Source organism: Paenibacillus sp. 05T425 (assembly GCF_056396205.1).
In genome coordinates, this window is the sequence record NZ_JBFTLA010000006.1 from 15152 (window position 1) to 28831 (window position 13680).

Below are 13680 nucleotides of genomic sequence, written 5' to 3' on the forward strand. Positions count from 1 at the left end.
ACGACTGAACACCTGCTTTCTATTTCAATTTGAAATATTCCTTAATGCCGGCTACTAGCTCGGCTGCAATCCGATTCTGGACAGCATCGTCATAAAGTAATTTCGCGTCTGCCGCATTCGATAGGAACCCTGCTTCTACAAGCACGGCCGGCATCGTCGTCTCCTTAATGACTTTAAACGCTTCCTTCTTAACGCCGCGGTCTTTGAGTTTCGTACCAGCTATCAGATGCTTGTGAATGACCTCCGCCAAGCTCTTGCTGTTTTCGCGGTAATAATACGTTTCGGAACCGGTAGCGCTGCTGCCCTTCAGGCTGTTGGCATGGATGGAAATGAACATGTCGGCCTTCAGGTTTTCGGCGAACGCGATCCGCTCCAGCAGTGTCGGATACGTATCGCCCGTTCTCGTCATATGAACCTTGATCGACTTCTCGTTAGCCAAAAGCTTCTGCATCTTGAGGGCAACGCTCAGATTAAATTCCTTCTCCCATCTGTTCAGGACGCTTTGGGCTCCTGGGTCGCTTCCGCCATGACCGGCGTCAATAACAACATCATACACGTTATCCGTGACCGGAGGCTGGGGATCTACGGGAACTTCTGGTTCCACGGGAACTTCTGGTTCAGGGTCTGTCGGCGTCTCCGGCTCAGGCGGTACTTCGCCAGACGGCATGAGATCAATTCGGAATTCTCCAACACCTTCCGTCATGATATAACCCGTATCCGCGTTCACATCAAGCACAACTCTCGCTACGGTAGGGCTATTGGAGAAGATCGAATAGCGATAGCCCGTAATTAACGGGTTATCCGTTACTTCCGCTTTCACTTGACCGTTAGCCAGAGTGGCTGCGAGATCGGAGGAATAGCTCGTATTCGGGAAGTCGAGTACGATTCGCTTCGGATTATCGAGCACTTGCACCTTATTGGGCTTGGACGATCCTTCGTAATTGACGATGACGCCGCCAATACCGTCGAAGCCTACGCCTGTAATCCATCCTGTCGGGCCTTTCGGCGGTTGAACGATATGTACTTCCTTCGTGTCTGCCTTCCACTCGAATTCAAGTCCGAATTGCTCGCCAATGAAACGAATAGGAACGAGCGTCGTTTTGTTAACGATGATCGGCTTCGTTTGCATTTGAACCACTTGATCGTTTACAAGTGCAGCATCGTTATTAATAGCAAGCATAATAACTTTGCTTCCGTCATTGATCGTAACTGTTTTGGTCGTATTGTCCCAATCAACTTGGAAACCAAGTCCTTCCGATATGACCCGGATAGGGACGATCGTAGACTCGTTCACAATCTGCGGATCAGCGTCTGGCTGCAGCAGCTGACCGTTCAGATACAGCTTTGGAACAGATTCGGCAGCTTGTCCTACGCTAGCAAACATCGTGAACAATACGGACATGAACAATAGAATGGTTACAAATTTCTTCATTTTCCACCTCGATGACTGAATTGCCCGCATCGAATGTGAACATTCGACTTTTACAGACGCAAATATAGACGCAGCTTGTCAGAAAAAGTTGCGTTTAGAGGAAAAAAGAGGACAATCGCCGTTGCCGGTAATTGTCCTCTTATCATTCAAGCGTTACACTAGCCGAGACGCGCTGCGTGCTTCTGCTCGTAAGCTGTAATCAGCGATTCATGCTGAAGCGTCAAGCCGATATCGTCGAGACCTTGAAGCAGGAACTGACGACGGTGCTCGTCAAGCTCGAAAGCGATGCTAAGGCCATGTTCGTCAGTCAGCAATTTGTTCTCAAGATCGACCGACAGCTTGTAGCCTACATGCTTCGCAGTACGCTGGAACAAGTCTTCCACTTGCTCTTCGCTAAGCTTGATTGGCAGAATGCCGTTCTTGAAGCAGTTGTTGTAGAAAATATCAGCGTACGACGGCGCGATAATGACTTTGTAGCCATAATCGAGAATCGCCCACGGCGCATGCTCACGGGAGGAGCCGCAACCGAAGTTCGCACGGGAAATGAGTACGGATGCGCCATCGTAGCGCGGTTTGTTCGGTTCGAACTCGGCATTTACTTCGCCGCTTTCATGGAAGCGCCATTCGAAGAAGAGAAACTGTCCGAAGCCGCTGCGCTCGATGCGCTTCAAAAATTGTTTAGGAATAATAGCGTCAGTGTCGACATTGACCCGGTCGACCGGGGCGACGATGCCTGTAAGTTGTTTAAACGGTTCCATACCTAGAATACCCCTCTCTCGCGTTCAATTAGTTCAACACTTCGGTTTTGATTTCCCAATCGCGTACGTCTGTGAAGCGTCCGTTAACAGCTGCAGCGACAGCCATAGCTGGCGATACAAGGTGCGTACGTCCGCCGCGGCCTTGACGACCCTCGAAGTTACGGTTGGAAGTCGATGCGCAGCGTTGGCCTGGTTTCAATACGTCCGGATTCATCGCCAGACACATCGAGCAGCCAGCATCACGCCATTCGAAGCCCGCTTCTGTGAAGATTTTGTCGAGGCCTTCCTTCTCCGCTTGAATCTTAACGCGGCCAGAGCCCGGTACGACAATTGCCGTTACTTTCTCGCTTACCTTGTAGCCGCGAGCGATCTCTGCTGCAGCGCGCAAGTCTTCGATACGGCCGTTCGTGCAAGAGCCGATGAACACATAATCGATTTCGATTTCCGTCATAGGCGTGCCTGGTTTCAAATCCATATACTCAAGCGCAGCTTCTGCGGCTTTGCGCTCATTCTCAGTAGGAAGGTCAGCAGGGAATGGTACTTTTGCCGTAATGTTAGTACCCATACCCGGGCTCGTTCCCCAAGTTACTTGCGGGATCAAAGCGTCAACGTCAAAGTGTACAACCGTGTCGTATTCAGCGCCTTCATCCGTCGTCAGTTGTTTCCAAGCCTCTACTGCTTCTTCATAGTTCGCTGGCGCGTATTCGCGGCCGCGAAGGTAGTTGAACGTCGTTTCGTCCGGTGCGATCAGACCTGCGCGAGCGCCGGCTTCGATCGACATGTTGCAGACCGTCATACGTTCTTCCATTGTCAGGCTAGTGATCGCTTCGCCCGTATACTCGATTACATAACCTGTTGCGAAGTCCGTGCCGCCTTGAGCGATTACGCCGAGGATCATGTCTTTCGCCGTTACGCCAGGCTTGCGCTTGCCGTTGAAGCGAATTTCCATCGTCTTCGCTTTCGATTGCTGCAAGCATTGCGTTGCAAGAACGTGCTCAACCTCGCTCGTTCCGATACCGAATGCAAGTGCGCCGAATGCGCCGTGCGTCGAAGTGTGGCTGTCGCCGCACACGATTGTTTTACCCGGATGCGTCAAGCCAAGCTCAGGTCCCATAACGTGAACGACGCCTTGATCGATGCTGTCAAGATCGAACAGCTTAACGCCGAAGTCTTTACAGTTCTGCGTCAGCGTATCGATCTGCTGCTTCGAGATCGGATCGCTAATATTGAACCGGTCTTTGGTAGGTACGTTGTGATCCATCGTTGCGAATGTCAGGTCAGGACGGCGCACTTTGCGGCCCGAAAGGCGAAGGCCTTCGAACGCTTGCGGCGATGTAACCTCGTGCACAAGCTGCAAGTCGATATAAATTACGCTCGGCTTGCCTGTTTCTTGATGAATGACGTGATTATCCCAGATCTTCTCAAACATTGTCTTTTTCGTCATTATGCTCACCCCATCATTTACTTGAATCTTTCTGCTCTGTTAACTGAACCTATCATAGCATTTCTTTCTTCATTGAACCAAGATATAATATCTATAACGTCTATAGGTAATAACTATAATGGAAATAATGTTTACAACTTTTACAATCGAAAGTAGGAAATGACCATGGAGCTTAGACAATTGCAATATGTCATTCAAATTGCTATTGAAAAAAACTTCTCGAGAGCGGCCGAGAAGCTGCATATCGCGCAGCCTTCTCTCAGCCAACAGCTATCCAAGCTGGAGCAAGAAATCGGCGTATTATTGTTTCGCCGTACGACGAACTCCGTTGAGCTCACGCAAGCAGGACAAGTGTTCGTTAATAAATCGCAATCGATACTTGATGCCGTCGAGCAATTGAAGCAAGAGATGGACGACATGGCTCAGATGCGCCGCGGCCGCCTCGTCGTAGGTACGCTGCCGATAACCGGCTCTCATATACTTCCGCTCGTCCTTCCTGTCTTCGGCGCTCAATATCCGCAGATCGAGGTTGTGCTCGTCGAGGATACGACGTCAAAGCTTGAACAATTGACCGCAAGCGGCGGTACCGACTTAAGTCTGCTTTCGCTGCCGCTGATMGATGCGTCGCTGTCCTGGGAGCCTTTTTTAGAGGAAGAAATATGTCTAGCCGTCCCCCCCCATCATCAGCTTGCGAACCGACAGGAGCCCATCGACATTAGTGAATTGCAGGAAGAGCCGTTCATTGTCCTCAAGCGCGGACAGGGCTTCCGTCAAATAACGGTAGAGCTATGCGAACAATCCGGCTTCACGCCTCGCATCGTATTCGAGAGCAGCAATATGGAGACCATCCAGTCGCTCGTAGCAGGCGGCATGGGCATAGCCTTCGTTCCGCAGATGCTTACACGGCCCAAAGGCTCGGAATTCGCTCCCGCCTACCTCTCATTCACGACGAAGCCGACTCGCACCCTTGTTATAGCGAGCCGCAAAGGCCGTTATTTGTCCAAGGCTGCTGAAGCCTTTATTCGAACCTTAAATAAGACATTAACCAATTACCGTTAATTATTCGTTGTAAAGCGCAGGTCTGCGATCCTCGAATACGGGGATTTTGTTTCTTACCGTATCGACTAACGATAAGTCGATGTCGGCATACAGAATCGTTTCTTCCTCGCCAGCTTCGGCGATCGTCTCGCCCCATGGATCAAGCACCATCGAATGACCGAAGAAACTCGTACCTCCGCTCTTGCCCATCCGATTGCAGGCAATGACGAACATTTGATTCTCGATTGCGCGCGCGGTCAGCAGCGTGCGCCAATGATGCAGGCGCGGATGCGGCCATTCCGCTGGCACGAACAGCAGCTTCGCGCCTTGCAGCGCCAGCTTGCGCGCAAGCTCAGGGAACCTGATGTCATAACAGATCATCATGCCGGCTTGCTCGCCCTCGATGGTGAGCGATCCCGGCTTGTCTCCTGCCTGCAAATACTTCTCTTCATCCATAAGACGGAACAGATGAATTTTGGAATAATCCCCTGCTGCGCTGCCTTCACGATCGAAAGCGTACGTAGTGTTGTAGACGCCGTCCGATTTCGCCTCTGCGATCGAACCGCCAACAATATGAACCTGATGCTCTTTGGCGAAGCTTGAGAGCATTGCTTTCGTGCGCTCCCCGTTTTTGTCAGCAAGACTTTCGATTTCAGTAAGCGCGTAACCGGTATTCCACATTTCCGGGAACACGATTACATCAGGTTTCTTTGCCCCAGAAACAGCCTCCTCCAGCATTTCCTTCAACCTGCCAAAGTTTGCCTCCGGATTTCCCGCTTCTATATTCATTTGCAGCAAAGCAAGCCGCAGCCCTGTTGTCATATCCGCTTCCTCCAGTTACATCATTATTTTCCCTAATGATACCCTCTCATGGTTCAGTGTCAAGATGGGAACGTTATGGATACAGTCCTAACTACTATGCAGTCAACAAAGGAGAATTGCCCATGTGGCTCAAACGAGCAACGATCATGCTAATCGCATGTTTCGCAATGATGATGGCAGGCCAATCCGCATCCGCGTATGTATTTGACCCTGCTCAGAGTAATAACGAAACGTTGTCTGAGATTGAACAAAAGCCCGTGCAAGTATTTGATGTCGCTGCCGGCAAAGTCGTCAAGACGATAGCTAACGATGCCAGCTTTCAGAAGATGGCTGCTGATTGGGTTGGCTCCATTACCGACCTTGCTCCCCAACTGTCGGCTGATGAGAGCTGCGGCTATGTATACCGAGTACCGCTAACGAAACCCGTTACGATTAAGGTTAAGGAGATTTCGGTATCGACAGCCGATCTTTTCTTATTTTATTGCAAAGACAAGCCGCCGCTTCTGCTCGCATTTGACGAGAACCGCAAGCCGTTCTTATTTTTAGTCAAAGCCGACATTAAGCCATTTATTCAAAAAGTAGGAATCCCGGCTCTCCCGTAAGGTTTATATCGCATCTAATCGAACAGGCTCGAAGCGACCGCTTCGGCCTGTTTTTTGCTTCTCTTCATGATCCATTCATGCTACATTATTAAAATATATGAAGTATTAATCAGGTGGAGTGAATCGAATGGAAACAAATATCGGGCAACAACGCATTGAGCCTGCGGAACGTATGAAAGTGCTTCCGACGCAATTTTTCGCCAAGCTGGTTGGCAAGGCGAACGCGCAAGCCGCCAAAGGCCATGATGTAATCAACTTGGGACAAGGCAATCCGGACCAGCCGACCCCTTCCCATATCGTAGCGAAGCTGCAAGAGTCAGCCGCGAACCCTCTTTATCATAAATATCCTCCTTTCAGCGGCTACGTCTTTCTTAAGGAAGCTGTCGCCAAGCGATATAAGGAGGATTACGACGTCGATGTTGATCCAGCCACTGAGGTTGCAATTCTATTCGGCGGCAAGACCGGACTAGTTGAAATTAGTCAATGTCTGCTTAATCCTGGCGATGTATGCCTTGTACCGGACCCCGGTTATCCGGATTATTGGTCTGGCGTAGCGCTCGCCGGCGCCGAAATGTCGTTTATGCCGCTAACGGCGAATAACGATTACTTGCCGGATTACACCGCGATAACACCGGATATCGCGAGTCGTGCGAAGCTGATGTTCATGAACTACCCGAACAACCCGACAGGCGCAGTAGCAAGCAGCGAGTTCTACTCGGAGACGGTGAAGTTCGCCGAAGAGCAAGGAATCGTCGTCGCAAGCGACTTCGCGTACGGGGCAATCGGATTCGACGGCAAGAAGCCGATCAGTTTCTTGCAGACGCCTGGCGCTAAGGAAGTCGGCGTAGAGTTTTATACGTTGTCCAAGACGTATAATATGGCAGGCTGGCGCGTAGGTTTTGCAATCGGGAATGCGCAGATCGTATCGCTAATCAACTTGATTCAGGATCATTATTATTGCAGCCTGTTCGGCGGCATCCAAGAGGCAGCTGCGCTTGCGCTTACCGGTCCTCAAGACTGCGTAGTCGAACTTACAGCTAGATATGAGAGCCGCCGTGAAGCGCTGTTCTCTGCGCTTGAGCAGATCGGCTGGAAGGCCGCTCGTCCCGGCGGCTCGTTCTTCTGCTGGCTCCCTGTGCCTGAAGGACATACGTCGCAGTCCTTCGCCGATCTTGTCCTCCAAGAAGCAGACGTTGTCGTCGCGCCGGGCATCGGATTCGGCGAACATGGCGAGGGCTTCGTGCGCCTCGGATTGCTGACAAGCGAAGAACGGCTTCAAGAGGCTGTCTTCCGCATAGGCAAGTTAGGTCTGTTCTAAGCTCCGCTAATTGCCTGGCATGCCGTTTGCCTTGCTTTACAGCGCGCCGCGAAACATGATATGCTAAGTTCAATTGAACACGAAACGTGATGACGGGACCAGTAAGCGAGATCAGGTCGTGAACAGAGAGTAAATTCCGCCGGGCTGTAAGAATTTACCTCGACCCCTTGCCGAACCTACCTCCGAGCGGCCGGCGTTTGCCGGACAGCGCCTACTGTTACAAGGCTTAAGCTGGATGTGCCGACGAAGACGGCCGTCAACAAAGGTGGTACCGCGGAAGTTTAGACTTTCGTCCTTTATGGACGGAGGTCTTTTTTGTTTTTGTTCAAATATAGGACGACATCCGTTTACGCTTGTTGAGTCATGAATCATAATCGGGGAAGTGATTTTATTATGTCCGAACGAATTGTTGTTAAGATCGGCAGCAGCTCTCTCACGTCCGAGGAAGGCGGCTTGAACAACGAGCGGATCCATTATTTTGCCTCGGAGCTTGCCGCTCTGCATGCGAGCGGTCACAGCGTTATGCTCGTTACATCGGGAGCTGTTGCGGCCGGATTCCGTCAGATCGGATACGCATCAAGGCCGAAGGCCGTTCATGAGAAGCAGGCGGCTGCGGCCGTCGGCCAAGCACTGCTTATGCAGGCTTATCAAGAAGCTTTCAGCAAGTACGGTATGGTCGCTGCTCAAATCTTGCTTACACGCGCCGATTTCTCCAATCGCAGGCGCATTCAGAACGCGCTGATGACGCTTGAAGAATTGCTGCATAAGCGAATTATTCCAATCATCAATGAAAACGATACGGTAGCTACAGATGAGCTGGTGCCCAAGTTCGGCGATAATGACAATCTTTCTGCTCTTGTGGCAGCTATGGCGAAAGCCTCCAAGCTGATTATCATTACGGACATGGACGGCTTGTATACCGAGGATCCTCGCAAAAACCCGCAAGCGGTCAAGATTGAGCGCGTCGAGCAAATATCCGAGGATATTATGAAGCTTGCCGGCGGAGCAGGCTCGTCGGTTGGCACAGGCGGCATGCGCTCCAAGATTGAAGCAGCCCGCATTGCCATGCGCGGCGGCGTTCCTGCCTTCATCGGCAAGGTGCAGCAGGAAGGCGATCTTGCGTTAGCCGTAGGCGGCAATGGACGAGGCACGTACTTTGATACGAAGCTGCATAGTCTTCCAATGAAGAAGCAATGGCTTGGCTTTCATTCGATGCCCCAAGGCCGGATCACGGTTGATGACGGCGCCGTTACCGCGCTGATCAAGGGCGGCAAGAGCCTTCTCCCTGCCGGGATAACGGCAATTGAAGGCGAGTTTCATTCTGGAGACGTCGTAGAGGTTGTCACGCCTCAAGGCGAGACGATCGGACGCGGCGTCATTAATTATGAGGCTTGGCAAATCCAAGCGGTCGTCGGGTTGTCGACCGAGGAAGTGAAGCGCCGGGTTGACGTCGGAAGAATCGAAGTCATACATCGAGATGAATGGATTACGTTATAACCATAACGATTCATAAAGGAGGCACATTGAAATGTTAAGTGAAGTGAGACAGAAAGCTACGCTTGCGCAGACAGCCGCGAGCACAATGAATAATCTAACAACCGAGCAGAAGAATGAAGCGCTAGCGCGTATGGCCGATCGGTTAATCGCTGAGAGCGAGGCCATCATTGCGGCGAATGGACTTGATCTGCAGCGGGGACGGGATCAAGGCACCAGCCCATCCCTACTCGACCGACTAGCATTGAATGAGGCCCGTGTTGAAGCGATTGCGGAAGGGCTTCGTCAAATTGTTGCACTTCCTGATCCTGTAGGTGAATTGCTTGAGCAATTCGATCGTCCTAACGGCCTGCGCGTCGAGAAGCGACGTGTTCCGCTTGGCGTGATCGGCATGATTTATGAAGCGCGTCCTAACGTAACCGTTGATGCAACCGGCTTATGCCTCAAGACTGGCAATAGTGTCGTCCTAAGAGGCGGCTCTGCGGCTATCGAATCGAACCGCAAAATTGTGGAGGTGCTGCGCAGCGCGCTTGCCGAGACGGCTCTGCCGGCAGATGCCATCCAGCTCATCGAAGACTCTGACCGCGCTTCCGTCAATGAAATGCTGAAGCTTAACGGTCTCTTAGACGTCGTTATTCCGCGCGGCGGCGCTTCACTTATCCGGAATGTCGTCGAGAACGCGACAGTGCCGGTCATCGAGACGGGCGCAGGTATTTGTCATACGTTTGTTGACGATAGCGCAATCTATCAAATGGCGGCTGACATTGCATTCAACGCGAAGGTTCAACGTCCTTCGGTCTGCAACTCCATGGAGACGCTGCTCGTACACGAAGCATTCGCCGAGCGCCATCTCGCGCAGCTTGCTGAAATTTTCGTTGAAGCGAACGTTGAGCTTCGAGGCAGCAGCCGTGTCGCCGAGCTTTTGAGCGGCGTTCAAGTTAAGCCTGCTACGGATGAGGATTACGCAACGGAATATAATGATTACATTATGAATGTCCGCATTGTCGCTAATCTGGATGAAGCGCTCGAGCATATTCGTAAATTCGGAACGAAGCATTCGGAATGTATCGTTACGGAGAACGCGGATAATGCTGAACGTTTTATTCAAGAAATAGATGCGGCAGCCGTTTATCATAACGCCTCCACTCGCTTCACGGACGGCTTCGAATTCGGCTTTGGAGCGGAGATCGGCATTAGCACGCAGAAGCTTCACGCACGCGGTCCAATGGGACTGCCTGCATTAACATCGACCAAATACCGCATATACGGCAACGGACAAATTCGCGGTTAATCATAATCAACTATTTAGCTTGGAGGAGAATCTCATGACGCAATTAACGCAAACCGGCATTGCATCGCTGCAGCTCTGCTTCTATGGAGCCGGCTCCATGGCCGAAGCAATCGCACGGGGAATCATTAATGAAGAACTACTTGCCTCAGGACAAATCTCAATGCTTAATCGTCAAAATCAAGAGAGACTGACGGAGCTTCATTCCCAATACGGCGTTCAAACGATCCTTCAAGGGGCAAGCAACGATGCTTATATCCAGCAAGCGGATATTATCTTCCTTGCCATGAAGCCGAAGGATGCCGCGGAAGCTATTAAAGGAATGAAGTCGCTCGTATCGACGAATCAGCTTATTATTTCGGTCATTGCCGGACTATCGATCGCATCGATTGAACAACTGCTCGGCGCGCCTGTACCGATTGTTCGCGCGATGCCGAATACGTCCAGTACGATTGGACTTGGCGCTACCGGAATCAGCTATTCGGAGCATGTTACGGAGCAGCAACGACAACTGACAGAGGCGATCTTCAAGTCGGTAGGCATTACGGCGACGGTTGAAGAACCGCTTCAATCCGCTATTACCGGCGTATCCGGCAGCGGCCCGGCATATGTGTACTACTTCATGGAAGCGATGATGAAGGCGGCTGGCGAGCTTGGTCTTGACGCCGGCGCAGCGAAGGAGCTTGTCGTGCAAACGGTACTCKGCGCGGCGCAAATGGTTCGCGAGACTGGCGAAGAGCCAGCCGAGCTTCGGCGTAAAGTAACGTCTCCGAACGGAACGACACAAGCTGCCATTGAGAAAATGGCAGAATTCCAGCTCACGGAAACGATCATTAAAGGCATGCACCGCTCCGCTGAGCGTGCAGGCGAGTTAGGCGCTGCTATCGAGAGGAGCATTAACGAATGAGCGGAGTTTGTATAGCGACGTATCGTACCTATGACGACAAAGCTGATTTTAACAAAAAGGCGCTCTCGATCGCGGTAGGTTTAACGGTTGGCAGTTGGACGGAGCTTCCCGAAGCGAAGAAAGCAGAGATGGAGAAGCATCTCGGCAAAGTGTTGTCGATCGATGTGCATGAACCGGCTAATGCCGCACCCGGCGAGCGATATGCCGATATTCGTATCGCATATCCCGATATTAACTTCAGCCGCGACATCCCTGCCCTGCTCGTCACCGTATTCGGCAAGCTGTCCATGGACGGCCGCATCAAGCTGCTTGATCTCGACGTGTCGGACGACTTCTCATCCGTGTTCCCTGGTCCGAAGTTCGGCTTGAACGGCGTTCGTGATCTGCTTGGCGTTCACGACCGTCCGCTGCTTATGAGTATTTTCAAGTCCGTTGTCGGCCATGATCTCGCTAACCTGCAGGATCAATTCTACAAACAAGCGCTTGGCGGCGTCGATCTCATTAAGGACGATGAAATATTGTTCGAAAATCCGCTTACTCCGCTGGAGAAACGCGTCGAAGTATGCATGGAAGCCGCGCGCAAAGCCGAGCAGGAAACGGGTCAGAAGCTGCTCTACGCGGTCAATCTGACAGGTCCAACCTCGCAGCTTGCTGCTAATGCTCGCAAAGCAATTGCGGCTGGAGCGAATGCCCTGCTGTTCAATGTGCTGTCGTATGGCTATGACGCGCTGCATGAGCTAAGCAGTGATAGTGCGATTAATGTTCCGATCGCATCGCATCCGGCTCTGGCCGGCGCTATGTATCCATCGCCTCATTACGGCATTAGCGCTTCCTTGCTCCTTGGCAAGCTGATGAGACTTGCCGGCGCCGATCTTGCGCTCTTCCCTTCCCCGTACGGTTCCGTCGTCATGCCGAAGGAAGAGAATATGGCCGTAAAGGAAGCACTGCTGCAGCCGCTGCATCAAATGCGGACAAGCTTCCCGGTTCCATCGGCAGGCATTCATCCTGGACTTGTGCCGCTCATCTTGAAGGACTTCGGCACCGATGTCGTCGTGAACGCCGGAGGAGGCATTCACGGTCATCCGATGGGTACGGCAGCCGGAGGACAAGCATTCCGTATGGCGATTACGGCAACGTTGAACGGCGTTCCGCTTCGCGAAGCTGCGCTGCAGAAAGGCAACGAGCCGCTGAAGGCGGCAATTGACGCTTGGGGGATTAAGGAATAATGACAGCTAAGAAACGCATCGTATTTTGTGATTTTGACGGAACCATTACGGTAAACGACAACATCGTTGCCATCATCAATCACTTCAATCCGCCGGGCTGGAAGGAGATTGCGGAGAAGACGCTCGCACAGGAGCTGTCCATTATGGATGGCGTCGGTCAAATGTTCCGCCTCCTTCCTGCTTCGCTAGAGCGAGATGTCGTTGAGTTCGGCATCACGAATGCTGCTATACGCGAGGGTTTCGCTGAGTTCCTAGCGTACTGCAAGGAAGAGCAGATCGAATTCTACGTAACAAGCGGCGGCATCGATTTCTTCATCTATCCGATTTTGTCGCAGTTCGGCATACCGGAGGATCATATCTATTGCAATGGAAGCGACTTCTCGGGTGACCAAATCGAGATTACGTGGCCGAATCCTTGCGATCATGAATGCAGCAATAACTGCGGCATGTGCAAGACGACGATTATGCGCCGTTTTCCCGCTGATGAATATGAGAGAATCATTATTGGCGATAGCGTAACCGATTTTGAAGGCGCGAAGCTCGCTGACACCGTCTACTCCCGCTCCTATCTGACAACGAAGTGCAGAGAGCTTGGAATCGCACATACCGAATACGAGACATTCCATGACATTATAAATAGCATGAAGTCCGAGAGGAGTCACATCCAGCATGAGCTTTGATCAAATTGCATTTGAAGATAAGCAGAAGGCGTTCGCTGATCTGCGCGATGTAAAAGAGCTTTTCTCCTCACGCGGGTGGTTCCCGGGCACAAGCGGTAATTTGTCTGTACGCGTCGGCGATTACAGCCCTGAGCAATTCCAGTTTGCCATTACGGCAAGCGGCAAGGACAAGACCGTTCACACGCCCGAGGATTATTTGTTCGTCGACCAAGACGGCAAGCCTTGCGAGGCAACCCGTCTTAAGCCGTCGGCCGAAACGTTAATCCATTGCGAGATTTACCGTCTTACGGGCGCTGGAGCTATTTTTCACATTCATTCCGTATTCAATAGCATCGTTTCTGAATATTTCTGGGATCGCAAGGCTGTGCCTGTAGATGGCGTCGAGCTGATTAAAGGTCTTAATATATGGGAGGAAGAAGCCCATATTGATATACCGATCGTATCGAACTTCGCTAACATACCATCGATTATTCCTGAAGTAACGGATCGGCTTGATAGCCGAATTCCTGGTATTCTGCTTCGCAAGCATGGCATCTATGCTTGGGGCGCTAACGCGTTCGAGGCGAAACGCCACATAGAAGCATTCGAATTTCTTTTCGAATACGTCTATCGGTGGGAGCTCCTGAACAAACGCTAATCCGTAATCAAAAGAACCAGTCAGCCTGCTATAG

Annotated in this window: 13 protein-coding genes; 9 read left to right on the plus strand and 4 right to left on the minus strand. The window is 51.5% G+C overall.

Annotated features, from left to right (window positions below):
- Positions 1-19 precede the first annotated feature (19 nt).
- The 3 genes from AC1DF0_RS13945 to leuC all read right to left on the minus strand — a co-directional run bounded on the left by AC1DF0_RS13945 (position 20) and on the right by leuC (position 3634).
- Entirely contained in the window at positions 20-1432 is a 1413-nt protein-coding gene (locus tag AC1DF0_RS13945) for an N-acetylmuramoyl-L-alanine amidase (RefSeq protein WP_477574407.1), read from the minus strand.
- 158 nt (positions 1433-1590) lie between these two features.
- The gene (leuD, locus tag AC1DF0_RS13950; RefSeq protein WP_477574408.1) at positions 1591-2190 is read right to left on the minus strand and encodes a 3-isopropylmalate dehydratase small subunit; all 600 of its coding nucleotides are present in this window, start codon (positions 2188-2190) and stop codon (positions 1591-1593) included.
- Positions 2191-2218: 28 nt separating this feature from the next.
- On the minus strand, positions 2219-3634 hold the full coding sequence (gene leuC / locus AC1DF0_RS13955) for a 3-isopropylmalate dehydratase large subunit (protein WP_477574409.1): 1416 nt from the start codon (positions 3632-3634) through the stop codon (positions 2219-2221).
- A gap of 165 nt (positions 3635-3799) precedes the next feature.
- On the opposite strand from leuC, the gene AC1DF0_RS13960 reads away from it, so the two are divergent.
- Entirely contained in the window at positions 3800-4693 is an 894-nt protein-coding gene (locus AC1DF0_RS13960) for a LysR family transcriptional regulator (protein WP_337103417.1), read from the plus strand.
- On the opposite strand, the gene AC1DF0_RS13965 is transcribed toward AC1DF0_RS13960, so the two are convergent.
- Positions 4694-5494 carry a carbon-nitrogen family hydrolase gene (locus AC1DF0_RS13965; protein ID WP_477574410.1) on the minus strand — a complete coding sequence of 267 codons (801 nt, stop codon included), beginning with the start codon at positions 5492-5494 and terminating at the stop codon, positions 4694-4696.
- A gap of 122 nt (positions 5495-5616) precedes the next feature.
- On the opposite strand from AC1DF0_RS13965, the gene AC1DF0_RS13970 reads away from it, so the two are divergent.
- The 8 genes from AC1DF0_RS13970 (at position 5617) to mtnB (ending at position 13646) form a co-directional block, all read left to right on the plus strand.
- The gene (locus AC1DF0_RS13970) at positions 5617-6096 is read left to right on the plus strand and encodes a hypothetical protein (protein WP_477574411.1); all 480 of its coding nucleotides are present in this window, start codon (positions 5617-5619) and stop codon (positions 6094-6096) included.
- 127 nt (positions 6097-6223) lie between these two features.
- Positions 6224-7414, plus strand: a complete 1191-nt coding sequence (locus AC1DF0_RS13975) for an aminotransferase class I/II-fold pyridoxal phosphate-dependent enzyme (protein ID WP_477574412.1) — start codon at positions 6224-6226, stop codon at positions 7412-7414.
- Between the two features lie 393 nt (positions 7415-7807).
- Entirely contained in the window at positions 7808-8911 is a 1104-nt protein-coding gene (gene proB, locus AC1DF0_RS13980; protein ID WP_477574413.1) for a glutamate 5-kinase, read from the plus strand.
- A gap of 31 nt (positions 8912-8942) precedes the next feature.
- Positions 8943-10199: a glutamate-5-semialdehyde dehydrogenase gene (locus AC1DF0_RS13985; RefSeq protein ID WP_477574414.1), complete on the plus strand. Its 1257-nt coding sequence runs from the start codon at positions 8943-8945 to the stop codon at positions 10197-10199.
- A gap of 34 nt (positions 10200-10233) precedes the next feature.
- The gene (gene proC / locus AC1DF0_RS13990) at positions 10234-11103 is read left to right on the plus strand and encodes a pyrroline-5-carboxylate reductase (protein ID WP_477574415.1); all 870 of its coding nucleotides are present in this window, start codon (positions 10234-10236) and stop codon (positions 11101-11103) included.
- Positions 11100-12329 carry a 2,3-diketo-5-methylthiopentyl-1-phosphate enolase gene (locus tag AC1DF0_RS13995; RefSeq protein WP_477574416.1) on the plus strand — a complete coding sequence of 410 codons (1230 nt, stop codon included), beginning with the start codon at positions 11100-11102 and terminating at the stop codon, positions 12327-12329. The genes proC and AC1DF0_RS13995 overlap by 4 nt, the downstream gene beginning before the upstream one ends.
- Entirely contained in the window at positions 12329-13009 is a 681-nt protein-coding gene (locus tag AC1DF0_RS14000) for a 2-hydroxy-3-keto-5-methylthiopentenyl-1-phosphate phosphatase (protein ID WP_477574417.1), read from the plus strand. The genes AC1DF0_RS13995 and AC1DF0_RS14000 overlap by 1 nt, the downstream gene beginning before the upstream one ends.
- On the plus strand, positions 12999-13646 hold the full coding sequence (gene mtnB / locus AC1DF0_RS14005; protein WP_477574418.1) for a methylthioribulose 1-phosphate dehydratase: 648 nt from the start codon (positions 12999-13001) through the stop codon (positions 13644-13646). The genes AC1DF0_RS14000 and mtnB overlap by 11 nt, the downstream gene beginning before the upstream one ends.
- Positions 13647-13680: the final 34 nt, after the last annotated feature.